The organism is Dactylosporangium sp. NPDC049140 (assembly GCF_040648435.1).
Window position 1 is genome coordinate 1 of the sequence record NZ_JBEZDS010000012.1, and the last position, 24,111, is coordinate 24,111.

The following is a 24,111-nucleotide window of genomic DNA, read 5'->3' on the forward strand; positions in this document are numbered from 1 at the left end:
GCACCCGGGCACCGGCGGGGCCGTGACGGTCGAGACGGTGACCGCGCAGCTGCTCTACGAGATCGGCGCGCCCGCCTACCCCGGCCCCGACGTGGGCGCCGACGACGCCGGCCAGGTGCGCCGCAACGCCGCGGGGTTCGCCGCCCCGCCCGCGGACGCGCTGTGGGCCGCCCTGGGCGAGCGGGGCCTGCTGTGATCGTCGACGCGCACCACCACCTGTGGCACCTCGGCGGCGGCTACGACTGGCTCGACGCCCCGGCGCTCGCCCCGATCCGCCGCACCTACACCCCGTCCGACCTGCGGGCCGAGCTCGCCGCGGCCGGGGTCACGCAGACCGTGCTCGTGGAGGGCGGCCGCTGCGACGCCGACGAGGCCGCGCTGCTGTTCGCGCACGCGGCGGCGACGCCCGAGATCGCCGGGGTGGTGGCCTGGGACGATCCGGCGGCCCCCGGCTTCGCCGCCTACCGGGACCTGCCCGGCGCGGAGTACCTGGTCGGGCTGCGCGCGCAGGTGCAGGCCGAGGACACCGACTATCTGGCGCGCGCGGACGTGCGTTCCGGGCTCGCCGCGTACGGCGCGGCCGGCCTCGTCTTCGATCTCGTGATCCGCGCGGACCAGCTGCCGTCCGCCGTCCGGGTCGCGGCCGCCTGCCCCGGGGTGCGGTTCGTGCTCGATCATCTCGGCAAGCCGCGCGACTTCGGCTCGTGGCGGTCCGACATTTTTGATTTATCAGAAATGCCGAATGTGTACGCCAAGATCTCCGGCCTGTTCACCGAGGTCGACGACGTCCGGCCGTATGTGGAGACCGCCCTCGAGCGCTTCGGCCCGGCGCGGCTCATGTGGGGCTCGGACTGGCCGGTGTCGACGCTGGCGGTGCCCTACGGCGAGACCCTGGAGCGCATCCGGGCGCTGGTCCCGGCGCCGGAGGTGTTCGCGGCGACGGCGCGTGAGGTATATGGCCTGTCCGCAGTACAGTCGCCGCGGAGGCAACTGTGGCACTGACCGACGAGGCCATCGACAAGATCAAGGGCATGATCACCTCGGGCGAGCTCGGCCCGGGGGACCGGCTGCCCAAGGAGGCGGACCTGGCCGAGCGCCTGGGCCTGTCCCGCAACTCGCTGCGCGAGGCCGTCAAGGCGCTGTCGATGATCCGTGTGCTCGACGTCCGCCAGGGCGACGGCACCTACGTGACGAGCCTGGAGCCCGACCTCCTGCTCGACGCCCTGAGCTTCGTGGTCGACTTCCACCGCGACGACACGGTGCTGCAGTTCCTGGAGGTCCGCCGCATCCTCGAGCCGGCCGCGACCGCCCTGGCCACGGCCCGCATGACCGACGACGACGTGGCGCGCCTCCAGGCCGTGCTCGACGCGCTCGGAGCCGAGCCGGCCATCGAGGCGCTCGTCGCCAACGACCTGGAGTTCCACCGCCTGATCGCCGCGGGCTCGGGCAACGCCGTGCTGTGCTCACTCATCGACGGCCTGTCGGGCCCGACGACGCGCGCCCGCATCTGGCGCGGCCTGACGCAGGAGGGCGCGGCGGCCCGCACGCGCGAGCAGCACCAGGCCATCGTCGACGCGATCGCGTCCCGCCAGCCGGACCTGGCCCGCTCCTGGGCCTCGATCCACGTCGCCGGCGTCGAGGAGTGGCTGCGCCGGGCGCTGTAACACCCTTTTTTCTCAGCATCGACCCCTCTCGGCCGATCTGAGGGCCGGTTTCGTGATCGGTAAAGGGGCGTGCAGCGTGGCAGCCGAGAAGAGACGGTGGCTGGCCGACCAGCCGATGGCCCGCAAGCTCATGCTGCTCGTGCGCGTCGGCCGCCTCGTCGGGGCGGTGGTGCTCGGCGTCGGCGTCTACAGCCTGAAGCAGGTCAACGACCGGGCCGCCGAGCTCTACCGGCTCAACCTCGTCCCGGCCGCCCATCTCGCCGCGCTCGACCGGGCCGCGCTGCGCGTGCTGACCAACCTGGCGCTGTCCAACGGGCCGGTGGCGAGCAAGGCGTTCAGCGACGACATCACCGCGGCCGAGAAGCTCGTCGACAGCGAGGTCGCGGCCTACCGCGCGACGATCCGCAACGTCCAGCAGCGGCAGCTCCTGAACCCGTTCGAGATCTGGTGGGGCGCCTTCCGCAACGTGCGCTACCACCGGCTCATCCCGCTGATGGCCGCGGCCGAGGAGCTCACCGCGATCAGCCGGCAGATCGACACCAGCGCGCAGGTCGTGAAGGACGGCTTCGTCACGCCGGGCGCCCTGTGCGGGCCAGTACTCGGAGGCCTGCCGCACCGCCGGCATCGGGTGAGCCCCTCGGCGCCTCGGTTACCGTGGTTCGGTGACCAGCGCGCGCGACGTCGAGGAATGGCGGCAGTATCTCGCCGGGTACAGCGCCGACCTGCTCCAGGTCGCCGCTGACGGCGATCTCGGCGAGGTCAGCGCCGCCCAGCGCGCCGCCGGCTGGCTGGGCTTCGACGGCGCGGACGTCGCCCGGCTCGCACAAACCGAGCGACGTCTGGGTATTTCATTGCCGCCGAGCTACCGGTCGTTCCTCGCGGCCTCCGACGGCTGGCTCAACCTCGGGCCGTTCATGTGGACCATGCGCACCACGGACGATGTCGCCTGGCTGCGTGACGCCGACCCCAGGCTGCACGAGGCCATCCGGGACAGCCCGGAGTCCGGCGAGTCCGCGCTGGGCGACCGGGCGCTGCTGGTCTCCGGGGCCGGCGATGCCCAGTACTGGCTGCTCGACCCCGGCGATGCCGGGCCGGACGGCGAGTGGGCGGCCTGGACCTGGGCGAGCTGGTATCCCGGTCTCGGTGACCGGTACGAGTCCTTCGCCGCCCTGGTCGACGCCGAGCGGGCCTCCTTCGAGGAGCTGAGCGGGCGCGACGGCCGCCCGGTCGACGCGGCCGGCGCCGGGGCGCTGGTCGACGAGGGCCGCGCACTGGCCCGGCGCGGCGATGTCACCGGCGCGGCGGACGCCCTCGCCCGTGCCGCGGTCAAGGGCTCCGGCGCGGGCGCGTACCTGGCCGTCATGCTCAACGGGTTCCTCGACCCGGCCTCCGTGCACCACGAGATCCGCAACGAGGTCCTCGCCCGGCCGCACGTCGTCGAGGAGATCGGCCGGGAGCAGCTGCGCGCCGAGGCGGTGCCGCTGTACCTCCGCAACGCCGCGATCGGCCCCCATCGCGCGCTCTTCGCCGGCATTCTCACCGAGGACGAGCTGGCGGCGCCCGAGCGGTTCGTGCCGCCGGTGCTGCCGGAGCCGCCGGCGTTCCAGGCCGCGCTGGAGCGTGCCCGCGCGCTGGCCGACGACGGCGCTCTCGACGCGGCGTGGGCCGTCGTGCTCGCCGCGCTGCCCGGCTGGCGCTCGGACTCGCCGCATCGGATCGCGCCGGTCGTTCTCCTCACCGATCCGCGGCTTCGGCCGGTCGTCACGCCCGAGCGGGCGCGGGCCGTCGTGCAAGTACGCTGAAGTGTGTTGATCGTTGTCTCCGGCCTGCCGGGCGTCGGCAAGAGTGCCGTGGCCGCTGGTATAGCCGCCCGGTTGAGTGCCGTGCACCTGTCCGTCGACAACGCCGAGGACGCGATGCTCGGTGCCGGGCTGCCGGCCGGGTGGGCGACCGGGGTCGCGGCCTACGAGGTGATCCGGGCGGCGGCCGAGCAGAACCTGGCGCTGGGCCGCGATGTCGTCGTCGACGCCGTCAACGACAGCGAGCCGGCCCGCGAGACCTGGCGCCGGGCGGCCGGCGGCGCGGCCGTCGAGCTGCGGTTCGTGGTGCTCACGTGCTCCGACCGGGAGGAGCACCGCCGCCGCCTGGAGGGCCGGCGGCGGGGCTTTCGCCACCTCCCGGAGCCGACCTGGGACCGCGTCGAGTTGCGGGCCGCCGCGTACGCGCCGTGGACGGACCGCCACGTCGTCGTCGACACCGACGCGCCCCTGGAGACGGTCATCGAGGCGGCGGGGTTCGGTTTTCCGTACCCCTGAGGTCTCGTGGCACCACCATGTCGCCGGGCGGTCCCGCGGCCCAGGCTTGAGCCATGGTTGCTGCTGTGCGGATGATCGGGAACAACGTCATGTACTGCGCGCTGCTCATTCCGCGCGGGCTCGCCCGGCGGCGGGCCGGGCCCGTGGCCGCCGGGCTGGTGCTCGGGGTCGTCGCGCTCGTGCCGCTCGCATTTCTCGTCATCTTCGTGCTGCGCGGGGTGTTGTACGGGATCGTGGACCGCGGGCCGTACGACAACTCGTGGGGCGGGCCCAGCCGCGCCGGGGCCTGGTTCGTGCACTTCCTGGTCGGCATCCCGATCCTGCTCGCCGGGCTGGGGGCGCTCGCCGGGATCGCGGCGCTGCACCGGCGGCTGAGCGTCGCGCTCGACGGCGGGCCGCGGCCCCGGTGGCTGGTGCCGGTCACCGTGGCGGTCGTCGTGTTCGTGGTCGTGTTCGTGGTCCTGTGGAGCCGGCAGATCTGAGCGGGTCAGCGGTGCTCCAGGTAGCGCAGCACGGCGAGTACGCGGCGGTGGTCGGTGCCCGAGGCGAGCAGGCCCAGCTTCGCGAAGATGTTCGCGACGTGCTTCTCGACGGCGCGCTCGGTGATGACGAACGCCGCGGCGATCGCGGCATTCGTCCGGCCCTCGGCCATCCGGGTCAGCACCTCGCGCTCGCGCGGGGTGAGGCTCGCCAGGCCGGCGTCGCGGCGGCGCGGGGCCATGAGCTGGGTGACGACCTCGGGGTCGAGGGCGGTGCCGCCGGCCGCCACGCGGTGCAGCGCGTCGGTGAAGTCGTCGACGTCGGCTACGCGCTCCTTGAGCAGGTACCCGATGCCGGCCGAGCCTTCGGCGAGCAGCTGGCTCACGAAGCGCGTCTCGACGTACTGCGAGAAGAGCAGCACCCCGAGCCCTTCGTGCCGGCGGCGCAGGTCGAGGGCGGCCCGCAGGCCCTCGTCGGTGTGGGTCGGCGGCATGCGGATGTCGATGACCGCGACGTCCGGGCGGCGGGCGGCGACGGCGCGCTCCAGTTCGGCGGCGTCGCCGGCGCCGACGACGTCGTGGCCGCGCAGGGTGAGCAGCTGGGCGAGGCCGTCGCGCAGGATGGCGAGGTCCTCGGCGATCACGATGTGCATCGGGGCCTCACCGCGGCCGGGGCAGGTCGACCGTGACGACGGTGGGGCCGCCGGGCGGGCTGGTGACGGCGAGGGTGCCGTCGACCGCCGCGACCCGGTCGGCGATGCCGCGCAGGCCGGTGCCGCCGTTCGGGGTTGCGCCGCCGTCCGGGGGCGCGCCGCCGGCGCCGTTGTCGCGGACGACCAGGCGCAGGGCGCCGGCGTCCGGCTCGGTCACCTCGACGGCGGCCTCGGTGGCGCGGCTGTGCCTGGCCACGTTGGTCAGCAGCTCGGCCAGGGTGAAGTACGCGATGGTCTCGATCGCCGCCGTCGGGCGGGTCGCGAGCGCCACGCGGTGGGTCACCGGGACCGGGCTGCGCGCGGCCAGGGTCGCGACCGCGGCGTCGAGGCCGTTGTCGAGGATCGGCGGGTGGATGCCCTGAATGACCTCGCGCAGCTCGCGGATGGCGTCGCGGGCGTCGTTGCGGGCGGCCAGCAGCATCGGGCGGCCGTCCGCGGGCAGGGTCTCGGCGGCGATCGTCAGGTGCATGGCCAGCGCCACCAGCCGGGCCTGGACGCCGTCGTGCAGGTCGCGCTCGATGCGCCGCAGGGTCGCGGCCGCGCCCTCGACCGCGCCGGCCCGGGTGCGCTCCAGGGCCTCGATCCGGCTCGCGCGCTCGTCGCGGGCCAGCAGGGCGCGGATCAGGAGCCGGTCCAGCAGCACGGTGGCGCGGACCGCCCGCGGGGCGAGCAGCAGGAGCACGGCGCCGCTCGCGCACAGCGCCGCGATCCCGGCCGGGCCGAGCGAGCCCGGGACGTTGACGCCGAACGCCCGCTGGATCGGCGCCGTGAGCGCGACCAGGCCCCAGCCCCACGTCGCCGTCGCCACGGCCAGGCTCACGACCGCCAGCGGCAGGGCGACCACCTGGTACGCGACGGCCCGCCAGCCGGGCCCGTCGCGCAGGCCGGCGAACAGGCCGCCGCCACGGCGGTACGGCTCCGGGGCCGGGACGTGCTCGCCGAGCAGGGCGCCGGCCAAGGCGAGCCGGGCCCGCCCGAGCATCCGCGTCGCGGGGACGGCGGCCGCGAGCAGGGGCACACCGAGCGCGGTGACCGCGAGCGCCGCGCCTAGCAGCAGGCAGATCAGGACGTACGCTGCGCCGAGAACGGCCAGCGGCATGCCCACCAGGACGTAGGCGAGCTCGGACCAGGCCCGGCGGCGCATGCGGTCATTCTGCCCGCACGCGCGCGATGGAGCCCAGAATCTCGTCGATCTCCGGTTCGAAGAAGGGCTCGTCGGTCTCGGCCAGGGCGTGGACGAACTGCCCCGAGCCGTCCTCGACGAGGGCTTCCCGCACGTGTACCGCCGACGTGCCCCCGATCCCGGTGTGGACGTGGACCCAGTCGGTCGGCAGCCCCAGCAGGCGCCCGCCGGACCTCGTGACCGCGTCGGCCGGGAAGCGCCCGTGGACCAGCGACGGGGCGCTGCCGCGGTACAGGGTCACCGACGCGAACGGGCCGCCGAGCGGGGTGAGGCGGAACAGGCGGAGCACCACGAAGGACAGCCCGGGCTCCTGGTACGCCACCCAGCGGTCCGGCACGTGCGCGGTCAGGATCGTCTCGCCGCCCAGGTCGACCAGGCGGCGCTCGCCGGCCGCCGCGCGCAGGCTCCGCTCGCCGGGGCGCACGGTGCGCAGGACCTGCGAGGCCAGCTCGGTGAGGCCCTCGCGGTCGTCGGCGGCGTTGGGCGACACGAAGAGCTGGACGCGTACCACCGCGAAATCGGCGGTGCGCACGAACGCGTCCGCGATCGGCACGGCCTGGCGCCGGGAGTCGAGCGGGAAGTACCCGTAGGCGACCGTCTCCGCCCCGGCCTCGATCGGTTCCAGCCGCTGCCCCGCCGGCAGCTCCCACTTCTGCGCGACGGCCTCGATCGAGCTGCGCAGCTCGCCGTCGACGACGCGGAAGAGCTCGGAGGCGAGCAGCACCAGGCGCTCGCCGTCGAGGTCGAACAGGACCCGCGTCTCCGCCTGCCCCGACCCGGCCACGCCCATGAGTGACTGGTTGCGCGCCTCGGCCCGCGCCCCTTCGGGCAGCGTCACCGTGAGCCGCCCGTCGAGCAGCGTGATCTCCTGCTGCGCCCGATAGTCCCGTCCGGCCTGCGCGAGTGCTCCCACACCACGAACCCTACTCAGCCGGCTCAGGCTGCCCACAGGGGACACCGTAGAGACTGACGTCCATGCGAAAGGCATTCGCCTACGGGGGCGCTGCCGCGATGACGCCGGGTCGCGGCCCTACGGCCGGTGGAGTATGTGCAGGCGGGCGCCGCTCGGGCTGCCGGCCGGGTCGGGTGGGGTGTCGGCCGCGCCGGCCCGGGCGATCAGGGCCGGCAGCTCCTTGCGCGCCCGCTCGGCCTCGGGGGAGTCGGACAGGGCGACCGCGAGCACGGAGCGCAGCCGCTCGTCGTTCAGGATCGCGGCAAGGCGGGCCGGGCAGCCGCTCAGGGTCTGCTGGTACATCGGGCCGAACCGGTGGCCGCCGCCCACCGCGACGCCGAGGCTGTTCCACACGTTGGCGCCGTCCGTGAAGGCCCACGCCGACCAGCCGAAGACGGGGCCGTCGGCGCCGTTCGCGAGCAGCTCCACGACCTCGACGACCGGGTGCTCGACCGCGCACTCGTGGCTCAGGTCGCCGGTCGCCTCGCCCAGTGCGGTCTTCGCGGCGTCGCGGTGCTCCTTGACCGTGCGCGGCTGGAGCGTGGGCGCGGAGGCGGGCACGAACCAGCCCGTCCATTCCTCCACGGCGACCACCCCGCCGTCATCGTAGGCCGGTGGCGGGCCGGGAGCGTGTCCGCTCGTTGACAACCGCGCTCAGGCTGCGCAGGTACGCGAGGCCGAGCACCTGCGCCGAGGTGGCCTCCGCCGCGAGCCGGCGGGCGATGACGAGCGCCACGGCGGCCGAGGCCACGTACAGCGCGAGCGGCATGACCAGGAAGACCGCGAACCCGAACCGGAGCATGAGGCCGCCGGTCGCGAGGGCCGTCAGCGCGTTGATGACGGCGTACCCGCGGGTCAGGGCCAGCAAATCATCGCACACGCCGGGGCTCTTGACGTACAAAGCTAATGGCATTAGCTTATTGGCTATGACGCTGAGCTTTGAGCACGAGAACGGGACCATCGCCTACGACGACACCGCCGGCACCAGGCCGCTGGTGCTCTGCCTCCCGGGCATGGGGGTCGACCGGCGCACCTACGCGAAGTTCGTCCCCGAGCTGACCGCGCGCGGCTACCGGGTCGTCACCATGGACCTGCGCGGGCAGGGCGAGACCGACGCGGTGTGGGCCGACTACTCGCCCGAGGCCGTCGCCCGGGACGCGATCGCGCTGCTGCGGCGGCTCCAGGCCGGGCCCGCGATCCTGTTCACCAACTCCTACACCGGGGCGAGCGCGGTCTGGGCCGCCGCCGAGGCGCCCGAGCTGTTCCGGGCGATCGTGCTCTCCGATCCGTTCGCGCGGGTGATGCCCCGGCCCAACGTGTTCATGCGCGCCGCCATCGCCGCGATGAGCCGGTTCCGGCCGCTGTGGATCGCGTACTGGGCCTCGCTGTACAAGACGAAGAAGGCGGACCCGGCCGAGAAGCGCGGGCTGTCGGCCTCGCTCAAGGAGCCCGGGCGCATGGCGGCCCTGCGCGCGATGATGGCGGCCGACAAGGCCGTGTGCGCGGCCCGCACCGGCGAGGTCACCACGCCTGCGCTGATCGTCATGGGCAGCAAGGACCCCGACTTCCCGGACCCGGCGGCCGAGGCGCGGCTCATGGCCGAGCGGCTGCACGGGCCGGTCGCGATGATCAACGGCGCCGGGCACTACCCGCACTCGGAGATGCCGGCGGAGACGGCCGCGGCCGTGGCCGAGTTCGTGCGGGAGCGTGTCGGTGCCTAGGGCCGGGCTCAGCCCCGCCGCCGTCGTCGACGCGGCCCTGCGGGTGCTCGACGACGGCGGGCCGGAGGCGCTGACGCTGGCCGCCGTGGCGGGGGTGTGCGGGGTGGCGACGCCGTCGCTGTACAAGCACGTCGCCGGCCTCGCCGAGCTGCGGGCGCTGCTGAGGATCCGCATCCTCGACGAGTTCACCGCCGAGGCGACCGCGGCCATGCTCGGCCGCAGCGGCGACGACGCGCTCGAGGCGCTCGCGGACGTCTACGACGCCTTCGTCACCCGGCACCCGAACCGCTACGCGCTCGTGCCGCAGCGCGCCGACCCCGACCCGGGCGTGACGGCGGCCGCGGACCGCTTCCTCGCCGTGGTCTTCGCCGTGTTCAAGGGCTACGACCTCACCGACGACCAGGTGGTGCACGCGACCCGCGTGCTGCGGGCCGCGCTGCACGGGTTCGCCGTGCTGCACCCCGGGTTCCAGATGGGCCAGGACGTCGCGGTGACCCGACGGGTGTTGGTGGAAACGCTGAAGGCTATTCGTGTGGCAGCAGGAAACGCCAGTTGAGCTGGGCGCGCCGGCCGTACGGGAGCCGGAACACCGGCCACTGCGCGGAGTCCGGGCGCGGCACGGCCCGCATGAGGGCCCGGGCCTGGCGGTCGCGCAGGTCGGTCTGCACCAGGAACTCGTCCTTGCGGCAGCGGGGCACCGGCACGCCGGCGCGGCGGCGGGCGTTGGCCGGGTCGCGGCGGCCGCGCCCCCGACCGCGGTCGTGACGCCGACGGTGCCGGCCGCCGGCAGCAGGCTCCTGCGGTTCATTCGAACTCCCTTCGTTACCCGCCTTAACGACAAATCGGGCAAAAGGCATCGACGGTACAGTGTGGGGGTATGAGCGATCACTGGCACGCTCCGCTGCGGCACATCCGCGGCGCCGAGCTCAGCGGCGACACCGGCCAGACGCCGGGGATGACCCGGCTGGAGGCGATCTCGGGCACGACCGTCGGCTCGGAGAAGCTCTGGATGGGCCGCACCCACGTCGCCCCGGCCACCAACTCCGGCGACCACCACCACGGCGAGGCCGAGACCGCCATCTACGTCGTCTCGGGCCACCCGGTCTTCGTCTTCGCCGACGGCGACGAGGAGATCCGGCTGGAGGCCGGCCCGGGCGACTACATCTTCGTACCGCCCTACGCCCCGCACCGCGAGGAGAACCCGGGCGCCGAGGAGGCCGTCGTGGTCATCGCCCGCAGCAGCCAGGAGGGCGTCGTCGTCAACCTGCCGAGCCTGCGGGCGCCTGCCGAACGGCCCTGAAGTCGTAAATTTGCGATCGACACATCGAAGTATTGCGGTACGGGCGCGACTGCTGGCAGGATTCCACGCCAGAAGCCGACAATGGTCAGCGCCGCCAACCGCGCGTCCCCACCCGCGTGAGCTGCTCAGTGCCGGTGAGCGGGCCCCGCCCAGGCCCGTTTTCCGCCCTGCCCCGACACGAGCCGCCCTCCGCCGTGTCCCGGGGTGACACCCGAGGAGTCCACATGGGAGTTTCCCGCCGCGCCGTCATCGCCACATCGCTCGCCGGGGCCGCCGCCGGCGCGCTGCCGATCGCCACCGAGGCGCAGGCCGCGAGCCCGCCCGGCGACGTGGTCGGCAAGGTCACCGTCGGCTACCAGGGCTGGTTCGCCTGCCCCGGCGACGGTGCCCCGATCAACGGCTGGTGGCACTACAGCCCGAACTGGTCGCAGGCCCCGGCCCCGGGCGCGTGCTCGATCACCTGCTGGCCCGACCTGCGCGACTTCGCGAAGGGGTACCGCACCAACTTCGCCAACCTCGGCAACGGCCAGCCGGCGAACCTCTTCTCCTCCTACGACCAGCAGACCGTCGACACGCACTTCCGCTGGATGCAGCAGAACGGCTGCGACACCGCGGGCCTGCAGCGCTTCAACCCCAACGGCGGCGAGGGCGCGACCCGCGACGCGATGGCCCAGAAGGTGCGCCAGGCGGCGGAGGCGTACGGCCGCAAGTTCTACATCATGTACGACGTCACGTGGTGGCTGAACATGCAGGGCGAGATCAAGACCGACTGGACGAGCAAGATGTCCGCGCACACCGCCTCGCCCGCGTACGCCCGCCAGAACGGCAAGCCCGTCGTGTGCATCTGGGGCTTCGGCTTCAACGACGACGGCCGCCCGTTCGCCCCGGCCGCGTGCCTCGACGTCATCAACTGGTTCAAGGGCCAGGGCTGCTACGTCATCGGCGGGGTACCGACGCACTGGCGGCTCGGCACCGACGACTCGCGCGCCGGGTACCTCGACGTGTACCACGCCTTCGACATGGTCTCGCCGTGGATGGTCGGCCGGATCAGCGACAACGCCGGCGCCGACTGGTTCTACCAGAACCGCGTGCTGCCCGACCTGGCCGATCTCGACGGCCGCGGCATCGACTACCAGCCGTGCGTCATCCCCGGCGACCTCGCGGCCGGGCACCGCCACCACGGCGAGCTCATGTGGCGGCAGTTCTACAACCACACCCGCGCGGGCGTGAAGAGCGTGTACATCTCCATGTTCGACGAGTTCAACGAGGGCAACCAGATCGCCAAGACCGCCGAGAGCGCGGCCTGGCAGCCCACCAACTCCGGCATGCGGGCCCTCGACGAGGACGGCACGCCGTGCTCGTCGGACTACTACCTGCGCCTCACCGGCGACGGCGGCCGGATGCTCAAGGGCCAGGTCGCGCTGACCGCGACGCGGTTCACGGTGCCGTTCCCGACCGGGCCGGACCAGACCGCGCCGTCGGTCCCCGGCAGCCTGCGCGTCACGGGCACCACGGACACGACGGCAGCGCTCGCCTGGAACGCCGCCACCGACAACGTCGGCGTCGCCGGCTACCGCGTCAGCCGGGGCGGCACGGTCATCGGTACCACCACCACGCTGGCCTTCACCGCGACGGGGCTGACCGCCTCGACGGCGTACACCTTCACCGTCGCCGCCTTCGACGCGGCCGGCAACGCCTCCGGCGCCTCGAACGCGGTCACCGCGACGACCGCGGCCCCGCCGGACAACACCACGAACCTGGCCGCGGGCCGCCCGACGGCGGAGAGCGGCCACACCCAGGTGTACGGCAGCGGCAACGCGGTCGACGGCAACACCGGCACGTACTGGGAGAGCGTGAACAACGCCTGGCCGCAGTGGCTCCAGGTCGACCTGGGCGGCGCGGTCGCCACCCGCCGGGTCGTGCTGACCCTGCCGCCCCAGTCGTCGTGGGCGACGCGCACCCAGACGCTGTCGGTGAGCGGCAGCACCGACGGCGGGAGCTTCTCGACGATCGTGGGCTCGGCCGGGTACACCTTCAATCCCGCCACCGGCAACACGGTCACCATCGCCTTCCCGTCCGCGGTGACCACCCGCTACCTGCGGCTGACCTTCACCGCCAACACGGGTTGGCCGGCCGGGCAGGTCTCGGAGTTCCGCGTTTACAACGGGTGATGAGACGTCCGTGCGCCGGTCGCCGCCGAAGGCCGGCGCACGGACCTGTTCACAGCCTCCGGGGGAGGCCGAAGTACGGCAGCACGGTGTTGTCGATGAAGCGGGTGAAGACGGACACGCGCTCGCCCTCCATCGTCAGGACCAGGATGCCGAGCGCGTGCCCGACCGGGTCGCCGTCGTCGGAGACGTAGCAGCCGAAGGCCGGTTGCCAGTGGGCGCCGGCCGGGACGAGGCGGTACCGGCGGCGGCCGTCGAGCAGGCCCACGTGCCGGATGAACGCGCCGATCGCCGCGCGGCCCTGGTACTCCAGCGGCGCCGGCGGCATCGTCAGCCACGCGTCGTCGGTGAGCAGCCCGACCATCGCGTCCACGTCCCCGGCCTGCATGGCATCGGCGAAGCGGGACGCGGCGGCGAGCTGGCGCGGCGACGGCGGGGCCGCCCCGGCCCGCGGCAGCTCGGCCGCGCGGGCGCGCTTGAGCAGGGCGTTTGCCGCGTCCTCGGTCAGTTCCAGCATCCCGGCGGCCTCGGCCGCGCGGTAGCCGAGCACGTCGCGCAGCAGCAGCACGGCCCGCTGCCGCGGCGGCAGGTACTGCACGGCGGTGACGAAGGCGAGCGACACCGCCTCGCGGCGCTCGTACCGCGCCTCGGGCCCCGGCGTGTCGTCGGGCAGCCCCTCCAGCAGCGCGTCGGGGATGGGCTGCAGCCAGATCGGCTCGACGGTGCGGGTCGGCGCCGGCACGTCGTCGCCGGGGCCGAACCCGGGCTCCGGGCGCGGCCGCCGTTGCCCGTCCCGCAGCCAGTTCAGGCAGCGGTTGGTCGCGATCCGGTACAGCCACGTGCGCACGGAGGCCCGCCCGGCGAACGAGCCGAGGCCCCGCCACGCCGCGGTCAGCGTCTCCTGCAGCACGTCTTCGGCGTCCTGGACGGAGCCGAGCATGCGGTAGCAGTGGACGTACAACTCCCGCCGGAACGGTTCGACCAGCTCGCCGAACGCCTTGTCGTCGCCCGCCTGGGCCCGGGACAGCAGACTCATCACGACCATGCTGACACCGGGCCCGCCGGAATGTGGTCACTCGAAGGCGGGCAGCGCCTTGAACCGCTCGTCGAGCCGGACGCTGGGCGCGAGCCGGGCCAGCTTCCGCCGGATCAGCGTCAGCGGGTGCCCGGGGAACTCGGCGTCGTACCGCGGGTCGTCGCCCCGGTGGAACGGCAGCCCACCCTCCAGGCCCGGCGCGTACGGCGAGGGCAGGAAGAAGTTGTCGAACCCGAGCCGGTCCGCGAGCACCGCCTCCCGCAGACCGGTCGCGCCGTACTCGGGCGCCTGCAGCGCGCGGTGATAGGGGTCCCCGTCATGGCCGCCGAGGTTACTCGATCTTTGTCAGCCCCGCGGCCGACACCGAGTAGGCGCCAGCCGCCGCGGCCGGGTCGGCCAGCACCTCGAGCACCGCCGCGCCGGCGACCTCCGGGGTCACCACCGCGCCGAGCCGCTCCCGGAAGGCCGCCACGGTGATGCCCTCCCGGGCCGCGTAGGCGGCCGCGCCCACGTCGCCGACGCCGGTGCCGGGGGACAGGCCCGGCAGCAGCGCCACGAACCGGAGGCCGAGGCCGAGCCGGGCGGCCTCGTCGTCGGCGTACCTCGCCACGAAGCGCACCATCGCCTTCGCGCCCGCGTAGCCCCCGCTGCGCGGCGACCCGCCCAGCGCCGCCCCGCTCGACATGAGCACCACGACGCCGCCGGGCGCCAGCGGGGCCCGCAGCGCGGCCCGGGTCCACTCGAACGCCTGGCGCACGTCGACCTCCCACGGCGCCGAGAACGACTCCCACGTCTGCTCGTGCACCGGCCGCGGGTCGGGCAGCACTCCCGCGTTGAGCACCAGTACCGACGGCGCCCGCTCGGCGATGACACGCTCGGCGAGCCCCGGCCCGGCCGCGTCGGCGACGATGTCGGCGCCCGGCCCGCGGGCGATGGTGACGGTGTCGTACCCGGCCTTCGCGAGCGCCTCCGCGATGCCCAGCCCGAGCCCGCGCGTGCCGCCGGTCACCACGGCGGTCTGTCCCAGTGTCTGCATGCCGGTACTGACCCGCGCCGGACCCGAAAGTGGTCAGTACCGCTTCAGGTCGATGCCGGTCGCGAACTTGTCCGTCATCTTCAGCATGAGCCCGAGCAGCCACGACGAGCGGAACGTCCAGTTGCGCATCGCGATCCGGCTCCGGCTCCCCGGCGCCAGGAACGGCCCGGCGCTGCCCTGCTTCGACACCTTCGCGTACCCCCGGAACCCCGCCTCGTAGGCCGCGAACGCCGCCCGGTGGTCCCCGCCCGCGGCCTTGAGCTCGCCGGCGAGCACGTACGCGCCGACGACCGCCAGCCCGGTGCCGAAGCCGCCGAGGGTGTTGCCGTACGCGGCGTCGCCGAGGAGCACGACGCGCCCCTTCGCGTACGCCGGCACCTCGGAACGGCTGATCGAGTCCAGGTACACGTCGTCGGCGCCGTCGAGCAGCTCGAGCAGCTCGGGGATGCGCCATTTCCCGCCGCGGTACGCCGTCCGGATGACCGCCTTCGCGGCCTCGGGGTCGTAGCGGTCGTACCGCAGCTCCGGCGACCGGAACACGAAGAACGCGGGCGACTTGGGCCCGCCGAGCGCGACCATCCGGCCCGGTTCGTTGTACATCACGGCGTCGCCGTCGGCGGACAGCCCGACGAGCGCGTAGTAGTACCCGAGAAACTTGACGTAGTCCGCCTCGGGCCCGAATGCGAGCCGCCGCACGTTGGAGTGGATGCCGTCGGCCCCGACGACGATGTCGAACGTGCGCGGCGCGCCGTTGGCGAACGTGACGTGTACCTTCTCGCCGACCTCGGTCAACGACGTGACGGAGTCGCCGAAGACGTACTCGCAGCGCGCGGCCGTCTTGTCGTACAACAGCGCGGAGAGGTCCCCACGGGTGATCTCGATCTCGCCGCCGGTGAACTCGCCGGGAATGACCGCGAGCGCCTTGCCGTTCGCGTCGACGATCGTCTGGTCGTGCCCGCCGGTCTGCCGCGCCAGCACGTCGTCGAGCAGCCCCATGCGCTCGAGCACCGTGCGGTGCGTAGCCCCCTTGAAGTCGACCGCCTGCCCCCCGAACCGAAGCGCGGGCGCCCGCTCGACGACGGTGACGTCGCAGCCCTGCCGGGAGAGCCAGAACGCGAGCGCGGGCCCGGCGATGCTGGCGCCGGAGATGAGAACCGTGGTGTGCTTCATGCCGTTGACGGTCGCGCCCAGCCCTGACAGTTCACGACCAGTCCGCTGACAGTGTCCCTGGCTCGCTGCGCTCGCGGTGGGGGAGCACGCTCCACCCACACGGCCTAAGGTGGGCGCAATGAATCGACGTCGGCGTAAGAAGTTGCAGGATCGTCTCATGAGCGTCGTGGCGTGGGGGGATGCTCGTCAGGTCGGTGCGCTGCTGCGCGCCGGGGCCGATCCCGGGCTTCCCGACCGGCACGGCAGCACGCCGCTCTACCGGGCCGGCGTCCAGGGGCGCGCCGACAACGTGCGCGTGCTCGTCGCCGCCGGGGCCGATCCGAATGCGGAGAGCGGTACCGGCGAGGAGGGCCTGCCGCTGTGCGGGGCCGCGTGCTGGGGTCACGACGACGCCGTGCGGGCTCTGCTGGACGGCGGCGCCGATCCGGCCCGGCGCGAGGACCGCGGCGAGGGCTACACCGCGGCGGAGTGGGCCGCCGCCGGTGGGCACCGGTCCACCATCGCGCTGCTGGAAGCAGCGCGGTAGCTATTCGGCCAGGCCCGCGAGGGCCGCGGCCGTGGGGGCGTCGGCGGGCAGGAACGCCTCCAGGCGCAGCTCGGCGATTGTCACGTCCACGGCGGTGCCGAAGTAGGTCAGCGTCGTGATGAGGCGCAGCTCGCCGTCGCCGTGGCGCAGGCGCAGCGGTACCGCGAAACCGAGATGCCGAGGCCCGGGCGCCGGCGGTCGCGGTGGGGCCAGGGCGGCGAGCTCGGTGGCCAGGGTGCGCAGGCGCTCGTCGGGGTTGCGCACGGCCTCGGCGCGGACGCGGTCGACGATGTGCCAGGCCCACTCGTCGAGGTTGACGATGCGCGGGGCGAGGCCGCCCGGGTGCAGCAGGAGGCGCGGGACGCTCACCGGCGGGGTGAGCAGGGCCGGGTCGGCGCCGCGGGTCAGGGCGCGGAAGGCGGCGTTGCCGGACACGAGGTCGCCGTGGCGGTCGACGACCACGGCCGGGTACGGCAGGTGGCCGCGCAGCACGTGCTCCAGGGCGGCGCGGACCGGGGCGAGCTCCGGGCCGTCGAGGGGGCTGCGGGCGTACGCCGGCGCGAACCCGGCCGCGAGCAGCAGGTCGTTGCGCTCCCGGATCGGCACCTCCAGCGACTCCGCGAGCCGGATGACCATTCCCCGGCCGGGGGCCGAGCGGCCGCTCTCCAGGAAGCTGAGGTGCCGCTGGGTGGTGCCGGCGCTCACCGCGAGCTCCAGCTGGCTGACCCGGCGCCGGGTACGCCACTCCCGCAGCGCCCCGCCGAACGTCTCCATGCTCCGTTTCTAACCGGTCCGGGGCCGCCCGGCGATACCCTGCGGGGAATTGCCGCGCCGCACCCGGGCGCGCAGGGTCGTCGGCATGGACATCATCGACCGGTACGTCGCACTGTGGAACGAGCCCGACCCGAACCGCCGCCGGGAGGCCGTGCGCGAGCTGTGGGCGCGCGATGCGGTACACGTGCTGCAACCCCCGGCCGAGCTGCGCGCGGTCGCCGCGGGCCTCGGCTTCGACCGGCCCGTGCTGGAGGCCCGCGGCCACGAGGCGCTGGAGCGGCGGGTGACCCGCGCCTACGAGGAGTTCGTCGCGCCGGGCGCGTTCGCGTTCCGGGCCCGCGGCGACGGCGAGCGGCTGCGCGACGTGGTGAAGTTCCGCTGGGAGATGGTGCCCACGGCCGGCGGCGACGTCGCGGGCGTGGGCCTGGAGGTGCTGCTGCTCGACCCGGACGGACGCATCGCCGCCGACTACCAGTTCATTGAGCAGCCCTGAGCCCGTCGGCATAGGCGCTCGCGAACCCGTCCGCGCCCAACGCCTCGGTCGCGGCCGCGGCCGTGCGGGCCACGTCCGGGTCCGACGCCACCGCGGTGCCGCGCAGGGCCGCCGCGCGCCCGAGCAGGCGCGCCGCCTCCGCCGCGGCGCCCGTCAGCGCCGCGTGCCCGGCCCGGCCCTCGAGCACCTCGGCCAGGCTGGCCGGGAACGGCGCCAACTGGACGGCCGACCACGCCTCCTCGTGCCGGCGGGCGGCCTCGGCGACGCGGTGCCCGGCCTCGGCCAGGCGGGCGTGGGCGGTCAGGATGCTGCCGCGGATGAACACGGTGCCCGCGTTGCCCGGCCGCGTCTCGTCCAGCGCGCGGCGAAGGTGCCCGGCGGCCGCGGCCAGGTCGCCGCGGTGCCGGGCCACCTCGGCCAGCCCGAGCTCGGTCGCCGCCGACCCGGCGGCGCGGCGGAAGTCGGCCTCGGCCGCGTCCAGGTCGCCCTGGCGGATGAGGTCGTGGCCGCGGCGGCACAGCACGTCGGCCGCCTCGTGCACGGCGCCGAGCTCGTCGAGGGCGGTCAGCGCCGCCGCCCACCGCTCGTGCGCGAGGGCGTGGTCGCCGCGCCAGGAGGCGACGTACGCGAGCCAGTCGAGGCCCTGCGCGATGCCCCAGCGCTCGCCGAGCGCGCGGAACCCGGCGAGCACGTCGAGCAGCCCGGCCTCGTCGGGGCGCCCGCCGAGGACGTCGAGCAGCGCCGTGCCGAGGCCCTGCAGCGCCCGGTTCCACGGATCGCCGGCGAGGATCACGGGCGACGGCTCGGGGCCGGCGCCGGGCACCCGGGCCATGCCCCACACCGCGACCCCGAACGGGTACCGCACCGCCCGATCCAGCGCCGCCATCACCTCCCCGGCGCGCTCCCGATGCGCCGGCGACGCGAGGGCCTCGGCGTGCACGACGCAGCTGACGTACTCCTCCTCGAGCCCCTCGATCGGCCCGTCCAGCAGCGCCGCCGCGATCGGCGTGACCTCCCGGCGCCGGCCCGCCAGCCACCAGTACGCGGCGAGCGCGGCGACGAGCCGCATGGCGGTGGCCCGGTCGGCGGCCGCGGACCGGCGCAGCGCGGCCATGAGGTTCTCGTGGTCGGCGCCGAGCGTGGCGAGCCAGGTGAGCTGCTCGGCCCGGCGCAGGTGGGGGTCGGCCTCCCGGGCGAGCGCGAGGAAGTGCTCGGCGTGGGCGCGCTCCAGCCGCTCCCGCTCCGGCGGGGCGAGCCGGTCCCGGCAGAAGAGCAGGATCGTTTCGAGCATCCGGTACCGCCCGTCGCTCGCCACGAGCAGCGACCGGTCGGCGAGATCGGCCAGCGCGGCCTCGTCGACGCCGCAGACCGCGACGGCCGCCGTGCGGGTGGCGCCGCCCGCGAACACGGAGAGCCGGGCCGCGGCCGTGCGCTCCTCGTCGCCGAGCAGCCGCCAGCTCCAGTCCACGACGGCGTGCAGCGTGCGGTGCCGGTCGGCGGCGGTGCGGTCGCCGCGGGAGAGCAGCGCGAAGTGCTCGTGCTGCGCGAGCCGGGCGGCCAGCTCGCCGACGTCGAGCTGGCGGAGCCGGGCGGCGGCCAGCTCGATGGCGAGCGGCAGCCCGTCGACGAGCGAGCAGATCCCGGCCACGGCCGCGGCGTTGCCGGCGTCGACCGCGAAGCCCGGGCGCACGGCCGCGGCCCGCTCGGCGAACAGCGCGGCGGCGAGGCCGGCGGGGAGCGGCCCGACCGGCACAAGGACCTCCCCGGTGAGCCCCAGCGGCTCCCGGCTGGTGGCGAGGACGGCGAGGCGCGAGCAGGCGGCGAGCAGCTCCCGCACGAGGGCCGCGGTGGCGTCGAGGGCCTGCTCGCAGTTGTCGAGCACGAGCAGCAGCTCCTGCCCGGCCAGGGCGGCGGCGATGAGCTGGACGGGGTCCGGGGCGGCGCTCGGGGCCAGCCCGCCGTCGCGCAGCCCGAGCGCGGCCGCGACCGCGAGCGGGGCCGGCGCCGCCGAAAGGTCCGCGAAGCAGGCCTCCCGGGGGTCGCGCCGCGCGGCCTCGACGGCGAGCCGGGTCTTGCCCGCCCCGCCGGGCCCGACCAGCGTGACCAGCCGGGCGTCCCGCGCTCCGGCGAGCCGGTCCAGCTCCGCGCTCCGCCCGACGATCCGGGTGATCGGCGCGGGCGGCCCCCGCCGGACCGGATCCGACGGTTCGGGCCGCAACAGCCGCAGGTGTACCGCACTGAGCTCGGCCGAAGGATCGGTCCCGAGCTCCTCGGCGAGCAGCCGCCGCCCCTCGTGGAACACCTCGAGCGCCTCGGCGGTGCGGCCGGCGGCGTGCAGGGCCCGCATCAGCTGGGCGCGCAGCCGCTCCCGGAACGGGTGCTCGGCGACGAGGCCGCGCAACGGCCCGACCGGTGTCCCCTCGGCCAGCCCGAGCTCGGCCTCGACGAGGTCCTCGACGGCCGCGAGCCGGGCCTCCTCCAGCGGCACCGCCGGCGCCCCGTCGGCCAGGTCGGCGAGGGCGGCCCCGCGCCAGAGGGCGAGCGCCTCCCGGAGCACGACCGCGGCGCCCCGGCCGTCCCCGGCGGCGAGCCGCTGCCGCCCCTCCCGCGCGAGCCGGCCGAACCGGTGCGCGTCGACGTCGTCGGCGTCGACGGCGATGCGGTACCCGCCGCCGGCGAACTCGACGGGCAGCACCTTGCGGAGCCGGGAAACCTGGGCCTGCAGCGCGTTGGGGCTCTCGGAGCCGAGCCGCTCGGCGGGCACGACGTGCCCGGCTTCGAGCAGGAGCCGGACGAGCAGCGCCCGGGGCTTGGGCCCCCCGACCGGGACGACGGTTCCGTCGTCGTCGAGGACCTCCAGCGGCCCCAGGATGCCAAAGCGCATGGACGCATTCTCGTCCAGGGCCCGCGGCGGAGGCGGCGGGAGTACGACTCCATTGATCACCCACGCAGTGAAACATTTAACATCAACAACATGGCACCGTCAGCATCACAGCAGTTCTCCCAGATCAGCACCCCCGAGCCGCCGGGTCCGCCGCGCGTCCTGATGAAACAGGCGGTGGTCCTCGGCGGCAGCGTCGCCGGCCTGATGACGGCCCGGGTTCTGAGCGACCACGCCGAGCGGGTGCTCATCATCGAACGCGACCCGACCGAGGGCGAGGGGCCCCGCCCCGGCGTACCGCAGGGCACCCAGGTCCACGCGCTGCTGCCGGCCGGTCAGACGCAGCTGGACCGCTGGTTCCCCGGCTTCAGCGAGGGCGCGGTCGCGGCCGGCGCCCCGGACTACGGGCGCAGCGACGGCCGGGTGTACATCAACAACCAGCTCCGCGAGGTGGCCGACCCGCCGCCGACGCGCCCGATCCTCATCACCACGCGGCCGTTCCTGGAGTCGCAGGTGCGCCGCCGCGTGCTGGAACTGCCGAACGTGACGATGGTGTACGGCCGGGCCGAGAACCTGGCCTTCACCGAGTCCGCGGTGCGCGGCGTGCGGTACGTGCCCGAGGGGGCCCAGGAGCCGCAGGAGATCGCGGCCGACCTCGTCGTCGACGCGATGGGGCGCTCGAGCCGGCTCAACGACTGGCTGGAGGAGCACGGCTGGCCGCGGGCGCCGATGCAGCGGATGCCCATCAAGCTCAACTACGCCTCGGCGCTGTTCGAGCGCGACGAGTCGGTGAGCGACACCTGGGTCGTCATCACCCAGGAGACGCCGGGGGCCGGTCGGATCCCGCGGATCGGCGGGGTGCTCTCGGTCGAGAACGACCGCTGGCTCATGCTCGTCGCCGGGTACGACGAGGACCGCCCGTCCCGCGACGCCGAGGAGTACGCGGAGCGCTGCCGCAAGTACTTCCCGTCGATGTTCGGCGACATCGCCGAGCGCGGGCGGATGATCGGCGGGGTCATCACGTACCACCAGGCCGACAGCCGCCGCCGGGACTTCCACACGCTGGAGCGGCTGCCCGCGGGGCTGGTCGCGGCCGGGGACGCGGTGGCGTCGTTCAACCCCGTGTACGGGCAGGGGATGACGTCGGCGGCGCTGCACGCGTCGTGCCTGTCGGCATGGCTGCAGACCGGGCCCGACGTCACCACGACGCCCGCGCGGCCGTACTTCGACAAGGTCCGCGTCATCGTCGACGCCGCGTGGCAGGTGTCGACCTTCGCCGACCTGGGTCTGCCGCACATCACGGCGGGGCAGCCGCGGGGGTACCGCATGATCCGCTGGGCGAGTGATCTGCTGCTGCGCGCGTCCATGACCGACGAGCCGACCTGCCGGCGCCTCAACAGCGTGACGGCGATGGAGCAGCACCCGGCCGCCCTGGCCAGGCCGGGCGTCGTGCTGCGGGCGCTGCGCCTGCGGCTGCAGGGCCGGATCTGAGCCCAGCCGGACGGGGCGCGGCCGCGAAGGCCACGCCCCGTCCCGGAGCCCGGTTTACCGGCCGAGCAGGCCCAGCAGCGCCAGGATCTGGTTGAGCAGCTGCGAGATCTGGGCGAAGACGCCGACGCCGTCGAGCAGGCCGGCGATGCCGCAGACCAGGTTGCCCAGCAGGTTGCCGGCGCCCGGGACCGCGGTGATGTTCAGGTGCACGCGGTCGAGGTGCACGATGAGGCCGAGCAGGTCGAGGTCCAGCGGGGCGAGGTTCAGATCGAGAACCTGGCACCCGACGGCCGGGTTGATGTCGTTGACCGCGAACGTCTGCGGCTGCGAGACGTTCTGCACGGCGCCGGTCGAGTCCGTCAGCTGCCCGGCGAGCACGCCGGTGGCGTCGACGTGGTCACCGGCGTCGCTGAACCGCGACGGGGTGAACGTGCCGTTGAACGTGCCCGCGCCACCCTGCGCGTCCGTGAAGGTTCCGGTCACCGCGGAGGTGAGCGTGCCCACCGCGTCCTGGGCCCGAGCGGGCGCCGCGTTCGCGGCGGGCGACCCGACCAGGGAGAGTGCGATCATCGCGACGACTAGCGTCACAGCTGTGACGGCGGTCCGGATCCGGGGCTTGTTCATTGAACCTCCTCGTTGTGTTCGGTTACCCCTTTCGGATTGCCGGGAGAGAAGCGGACAAACTGGCTCGATCTGTGTGCAGAGGCACAGGCAATCGTCAATCGATCATGTTGCGTGCCAGGCCAGCGGCTTGATCAGCCGTTGACCCGGCCCCGCTCGACCCACACGGCATTCCACTTGCCGGGCCCCGCGCCCTCGCCCGTCCGCTCGTCGAACACCAGCATCAGGCCCGCCGTCCCGCCGGCCGGCCGCTCGACGACGGCCAGGAAGCGCAGGACCGACTCCCGGTACCGCCGGTCGAGCACGTACTCGTGGTTGAGGGAGGCCATGGCGTTCGTGCCGGGCCGGCCCGGCCGCTTCGCCGCGGGCGGCAAGCTGCAGATGCTGGCCGTCACCGGCGACCGGAACTACGACACCGCGACCGGGCAGCGCGTCGGCGAGGTGCTCGACACCCACTGGGTCGACATCGACGAGCCGGACCCGTCCGACGCCGAGGACAACCCCGGCGCCGTGTACTCCCAGGGCCGCGCCAAGGGCGGCTGCCGCTTCCTGTGTGATCACCGGCCCGTGGCGCTCGGGACAGCGCTGAGCCGCGGCCGCCGCCGCACGAAGGTCCGCGCGGCGACCGTCCCCCAGGCGGCCACGAGCAGCACGTAGAGCGCGACCGCCAGGGTTTCGAGCATGGGCGAGCCGGTCTGGACGGCCAGGCCGGCCGCGCCCGTGACGCAGGTGCCGACCGGGAACGTGAACGCCCACCAGGCCGGCGTGAACGGCAGGCCCCCGTCGCCGCGGGCGGTGCGCAGGGTCACGGCCGCGGCGAAGGCGAGCCACAGCAGCGCGAAGCCGAGCGTGGGCACGCCGTAGAGCAGCGCGAACACCTCGGCGCCGCGGGCGTACTCGGGCGCCAGGACCTCCCGGGCGGCCCCGGCGAGCGCGTGCGCGGCGGTCACCGACTGGCCGAGCGGACCGAGGACGATCCACAGCGTGGGCACCGTCGCCGGCTCGCCCGGGCCGTGGTGCAGCAGGCGGCCCCAGAGCTGGGCGATGATCGCGACGGCCGCGAAGAGGCTGACGCCGAAGAGCGCGTAGCAGCACAGCAGGGCATCGGGGCGTACCGCCGCCGGAAGATGGGCGATGAGCGGCGCTCCGGTGGCCGCGGACACCATCGGGGGCACCACCGGCATCAGCCACGCGCCGGTGACGACGGCGTCGCGGCGGGCGGTCAGCAGCAGCGGCACGGCGACGGCGGTCACGAGGCCGAGCACCGTGCCCGTCAGCCACAGCGCGAGGGCGACCGCGGGCAGCGGCGTGAACAGCAGCGTCCCCGCGCCGACGGTCATGGCGGCCATCGGCAGCGCGCCCAGCACCGGCGCGGTCGCCGGGTCGATCCGCCGCCCGACCGCGCCGGCGACGGCCCGGACCAGCAGCGCGGACGCCAGCACCCACACGACGGCCGCGGCGGCGCGCAGCCCGGGCACGTGCCCGGGGAGGGCCAGGGCGGCGTTGGCGACGATCCCGGTACCCATGACCGCACTGAAATCGCCCGGCCGCAACGGTCCTCTGTCCATGCGATCGAATCTGCCGGTCG

The 24,111-nt window shown here is 74.5% G+C and carries 29 protein-coding genes and 1 pseudogene; 15 read left to right on the forward strand and 15 right to left on the reverse strand.

From position 1 onward, the window contains the following. The 7 genes and pseudogenes from AB0B76_RS20890 to AB0B76_RS20920 all read left to right on the forward strand — a co-directional run. Positions 1 to 94, forward strand: a pseudogene (locus tag AB0B76_RS20890) (acyclic terpene utilization AtuA family protein); the annotation flags it as partial. Positions 95 to 192: 98 nt separating this feature from the next. Beyond that, the gene (locus AB0B76_RS20895) at positions 193 to 1,002 is read left to right on the forward strand and encodes an amidohydrolase family protein (protein WP_360377445.1); all 810 of its coding nucleotides are present in this window, start codon (positions 193 to 195) and stop codon (positions 1,000 to 1,002) included. Beyond that, the gene (locus tag AB0B76_RS20900; protein ID WP_360377448.1) at positions 993 to 1,664 is read left to right on the forward strand and encodes a FadR/GntR family transcriptional regulator; all 672 of its coding nucleotides are present in this window, start codon (positions 993 to 995) and stop codon (positions 1,662 to 1,664) included. Before AB0B76_RS20895 ends, AB0B76_RS20900 begins: the two co-directional genes overlap by 10 nt. A 76-nt stretch (positions 1,665 to 1,740) precedes the next feature. Further along, positions 1,741 to 2,406 carry an MCP four helix bundle domain-containing protein gene (locus tag AB0B76_RS20905; RefSeq protein WP_360377450.1) on the forward strand — a complete coding sequence of 222 codons (666 nt, stop codon included), beginning with the start codon at positions 1,741 to 1,743 and terminating at the stop codon, positions 2,404 to 2,406. After that, positions 2,327 to 3,466: an SMI1/KNR4 family protein gene (locus tag AB0B76_RS20910; RefSeq protein WP_360377452.1), complete on the forward strand. Its 1,140-nt coding sequence runs from the start codon at positions 2,327 to 2,329 to the stop codon at positions 3,464 to 3,466. Before AB0B76_RS20905 ends, AB0B76_RS20910 begins: the two co-directional genes overlap by 80 nt. A 3-nt stretch (positions 3,467 to 3,469) precedes the next feature. Continuing rightward, positions 3,470 to 3,979: an ATP-binding protein gene (locus AB0B76_RS20915; RefSeq protein ID WP_360377455.1), complete on the forward strand. Its 510-nt coding sequence runs from the start codon at positions 3,470 to 3,472 to the stop codon at positions 3,977 to 3,979. 53 nt (positions 3,980 to 4,032) lie between these two features. Beyond that, positions 4,033 to 4,461, forward strand: coding sequence for a hypothetical protein (locus tag AB0B76_RS20920; protein ID WP_360377457.1), 429 nt, complete (start codon positions 4,033 to 4,035; stop codon positions 4,459 to 4,461). A gap of 5 nt (positions 4,462 to 4,466) precedes the next feature. On the opposite strand, the gene AB0B76_RS20925 is transcribed toward AB0B76_RS20920, so the two are convergent. The 5 genes from AB0B76_RS20925 to AB0B76_RS20945 form a co-directional block, all read right to left on the reverse strand. Beyond that, positions 4,467 to 5,111 carry a response regulator transcription factor gene (locus tag AB0B76_RS20925; RefSeq protein WP_360377460.1) on the reverse strand — a complete coding sequence of 215 codons (645 nt, stop codon included), beginning with the start codon at positions 5,109 to 5,111 and terminating at the stop codon, positions 4,467 to 4,469. A 7-nt stretch (positions 5,112 to 5,118) separates the two neighbouring features. Then, complete coding sequence (locus AB0B76_RS20930; protein ID WP_360377462.1) at positions 5,119 to 6,315, reverse strand: sensor domain-containing protein; 1,197 nt, start codon at positions 6,313 to 6,315, stop codon at positions 5,119 to 5,121. Positions 6,316 to 6,319: 4 nt separating this feature from the next. Beyond that, positions 6,320 to 7,267 carry a hypothetical protein gene (locus tag AB0B76_RS20935; protein WP_360377465.1) on the reverse strand — a complete coding sequence of 316 codons (948 nt, stop codon included), beginning with the start codon at positions 7,265 to 7,267 and terminating at the stop codon, positions 6,320 to 6,322. 117 nt (positions 7,268 to 7,384) lie between these two features. Continuing rightward, positions 7,385 to 7,891, reverse strand: coding sequence for a hypothetical protein (locus AB0B76_RS20940; protein WP_360377467.1), 507 nt, complete (start codon positions 7,889 to 7,891; stop codon positions 7,385 to 7,387). Positions 7,892 to 7,907: 16 nt separating this feature from the next. Next, on the reverse strand, positions 7,908 to 8,186 hold the full coding sequence (locus tag AB0B76_RS20945; RefSeq protein WP_360377470.1) for a hypothetical protein: 279 nt from the start codon (positions 8,184 to 8,186) through the stop codon (positions 7,908 to 7,910). A 46-nt stretch (positions 8,187 to 8,232) separates the two neighbouring features. On the opposite strand from AB0B76_RS20945, the gene AB0B76_RS20950 reads away from it, so the two are divergent. Next, a complete protein-coding gene (locus AB0B76_RS20950) occupies positions 8,233 to 9,027 on the forward strand; it encodes an alpha/beta hydrolase (RefSeq protein WP_360377472.1) in 795 nt (264 codons plus the stop codon). Beyond that, positions 9,020 to 9,583: a TetR/AcrR family transcriptional regulator gene (locus tag AB0B76_RS20955; protein ID WP_360377475.1), complete on the forward strand. Its 564-nt coding sequence runs from the start codon at positions 9,020 to 9,022 to the stop codon at positions 9,581 to 9,583. Before AB0B76_RS20950 ends, AB0B76_RS20955 begins: the two co-directional genes overlap by 8 nt. Here the strand turns inward: AB0B76_RS20955 and AB0B76_RS20960 are convergent. After that, positions 9,552 to 9,731, reverse strand: a complete 180-nt coding sequence (locus AB0B76_RS20960; protein ID WP_360377478.1) for a hypothetical protein — start codon at positions 9,729 to 9,731, stop codon at positions 9,552 to 9,554. The two genes, AB0B76_RS20955 and AB0B76_RS20960, sit on opposite strands and share 32 nt — an antisense overlap. A gap of 173 nt (positions 9,732 to 9,904) precedes the next feature. On the opposite strand from AB0B76_RS20960, the gene AB0B76_RS20965 reads away from it, so the two are divergent. Further along, positions 9,905 to 10,327: a cupin domain-containing protein gene (locus tag AB0B76_RS20965; RefSeq protein WP_360377481.1), complete on the forward strand. Its 423-nt coding sequence runs from the start codon at positions 9,905 to 9,907 to the stop codon at positions 10,325 to 10,327. A 224-nt stretch (positions 10,328 to 10,551) separates the two neighbouring features. Further along, positions 10,552 to 12,498 (forward strand): discoidin domain-containing protein, encoded by a 1,947-nt coding sequence (locus tag AB0B76_RS20970; RefSeq protein ID WP_360377484.1) that lies wholly within the window; start codon positions 10,552 to 10,554, stop codon positions 12,496 to 12,498. 49 nt (positions 12,499 to 12,547) lie between these two features. Here AB0B76_RS20970 and AB0B76_RS20975 read toward each other — a convergent pair whose 3' ends face one another. The 4 genes from AB0B76_RS20975 to AB0B76_RS20990 all read right to left on the reverse strand — a co-directional run bounded on the left by AB0B76_RS20975 (position 12,548) and on the right by AB0B76_RS20990 (position 15,737). Further along, positions 12,548 to 13,531: an RNA polymerase subunit sigma-70 gene (locus AB0B76_RS20975; protein WP_360377486.1), complete on the reverse strand. Its 984-nt coding sequence runs from the start codon at positions 13,529 to 13,531 to the stop codon at positions 12,548 to 12,550. A gap of 36 nt (positions 13,532 to 13,567) precedes the next feature. Beyond that, positions 13,568 to 13,783: a hypothetical protein gene (locus AB0B76_RS20980; RefSeq protein WP_360377488.1), complete on the reverse strand. Its 216-nt coding sequence runs from the start codon at positions 13,781 to 13,783 to the stop codon at positions 13,568 to 13,570. A gap of 79 nt (positions 13,784 to 13,862) precedes the next feature. Then, entirely contained in the window at positions 13,863 to 14,567 is a 705-nt protein-coding gene (locus tag AB0B76_RS20985; protein ID WP_360377491.1) for an SDR family oxidoreductase, read from the reverse strand. Between the two features lie 33 nt (positions 14,568 to 14,600). Continuing rightward, positions 14,601 to 15,737, reverse strand: coding sequence for an FAD-dependent monooxygenase (locus tag AB0B76_RS20990; RefSeq protein ID WP_360377493.1), 1,137 nt, complete (start codon positions 15,735 to 15,737; stop codon positions 14,601 to 14,603). A 157-nt stretch (positions 15,738 to 15,894) separates the two neighbouring features. Here AB0B76_RS20990 and AB0B76_RS20995 point away from each other — a divergent pair, with 157 nt between their 5' ends. Next, entirely contained in the window at positions 15,895 to 16,263 is a 369-nt protein-coding gene (locus AB0B76_RS20995) for an ankyrin repeat domain-containing protein (protein ID WP_360377495.1), read from the forward strand. Here the strand turns inward: AB0B76_RS20995 and AB0B76_RS21000 are convergent, their stop codons facing one another. Then, positions 16,264 to 17,037: a helix-turn-helix transcriptional regulator gene (locus AB0B76_RS21000; protein WP_360377498.1), complete on the reverse strand. Its 774-nt coding sequence runs from the start codon at positions 17,035 to 17,037 to the stop codon at positions 16,264 to 16,266. An 85-nt stretch (positions 17,038 to 17,122) separates the two neighbouring features. Here AB0B76_RS21000 and AB0B76_RS21005 point away from each other — a divergent pair, with 85 nt between their 5' ends. After that, complete coding sequence (locus tag AB0B76_RS21005) at positions 17,123 to 17,530, forward strand: hypothetical protein (RefSeq protein ID WP_360377500.1); 408 nt, start codon at positions 17,123 to 17,125, stop codon at positions 17,528 to 17,530. Here AB0B76_RS21005 and AB0B76_RS21010 read toward each other — a convergent pair. Then, complete coding sequence (locus AB0B76_RS21010) at positions 17,514 to 20,414, reverse strand: BTAD domain-containing putative transcriptional regulator (RefSeq protein WP_360377502.1); 2,901 nt, start codon at positions 20,412 to 20,414, stop codon at positions 17,514 to 17,516. The genes AB0B76_RS21005 and AB0B76_RS21010 overlap by 17 nt on opposite strands. A 90-nt stretch (positions 20,415 to 20,504) precedes the next feature. Here AB0B76_RS21010 and AB0B76_RS21015 point away from each other — a divergent pair, with 90 nt between their 5' ends. Further along, a complete protein-coding gene (locus tag AB0B76_RS21015; RefSeq protein WP_360377504.1) occupies positions 20,505 to 21,902 on the forward strand; it encodes an FAD-dependent monooxygenase in 1,398 nt (465 codons plus the stop codon). Between the two features lie 54 nt (positions 21,903 to 21,956). Here AB0B76_RS21015 and AB0B76_RS21020 read toward each other — a convergent pair whose 3' ends face one another. After that, on the reverse strand, positions 21,957 to 22,526 hold the full coding sequence (locus AB0B76_RS21020) for a hypothetical protein (RefSeq protein WP_360377506.1): 570 nt from the start codon (positions 22,524 to 22,526) through the stop codon (positions 21,957 to 21,959). Positions 22,527 to 22,657: 131 nt separating this feature from the next. Continuing rightward, positions 22,658 to 22,852 carry a hypothetical protein gene (locus AB0B76_RS21025; RefSeq protein WP_360377509.1) on the reverse strand — a complete coding sequence of 65 codons (195 nt, stop codon included), beginning with the start codon at positions 22,850 to 22,852 and terminating at the stop codon, positions 22,658 to 22,660. Here AB0B76_RS21025 and AB0B76_RS21030 point away from each other — a divergent pair. Next, positions 22,851 to 23,180 (forward strand): hypothetical protein, encoded by a 330-nt coding sequence (locus tag AB0B76_RS21030; RefSeq protein ID WP_360377512.1) that lies wholly within the window; start codon positions 22,851 to 22,853, stop codon positions 23,178 to 23,180. The genes AB0B76_RS21025 and AB0B76_RS21030 overlap by 2 nt on opposite strands. Here the strand turns inward: AB0B76_RS21030 and AB0B76_RS21035 are convergent. Next, positions 23,081 to 24,049 (reverse strand): C4-dicarboxylate ABC transporter, encoded by a 969-nt coding sequence (locus AB0B76_RS21035; RefSeq protein ID WP_360377514.1) that lies wholly within the window; start codon positions 24,047 to 24,049, stop codon positions 23,081 to 23,083. The genes AB0B76_RS21030 and AB0B76_RS21035 overlap by 100 nt on opposite strands. Between the last annotated feature and the right edge of the window lie 62 nt (positions 24,050 to 24,111).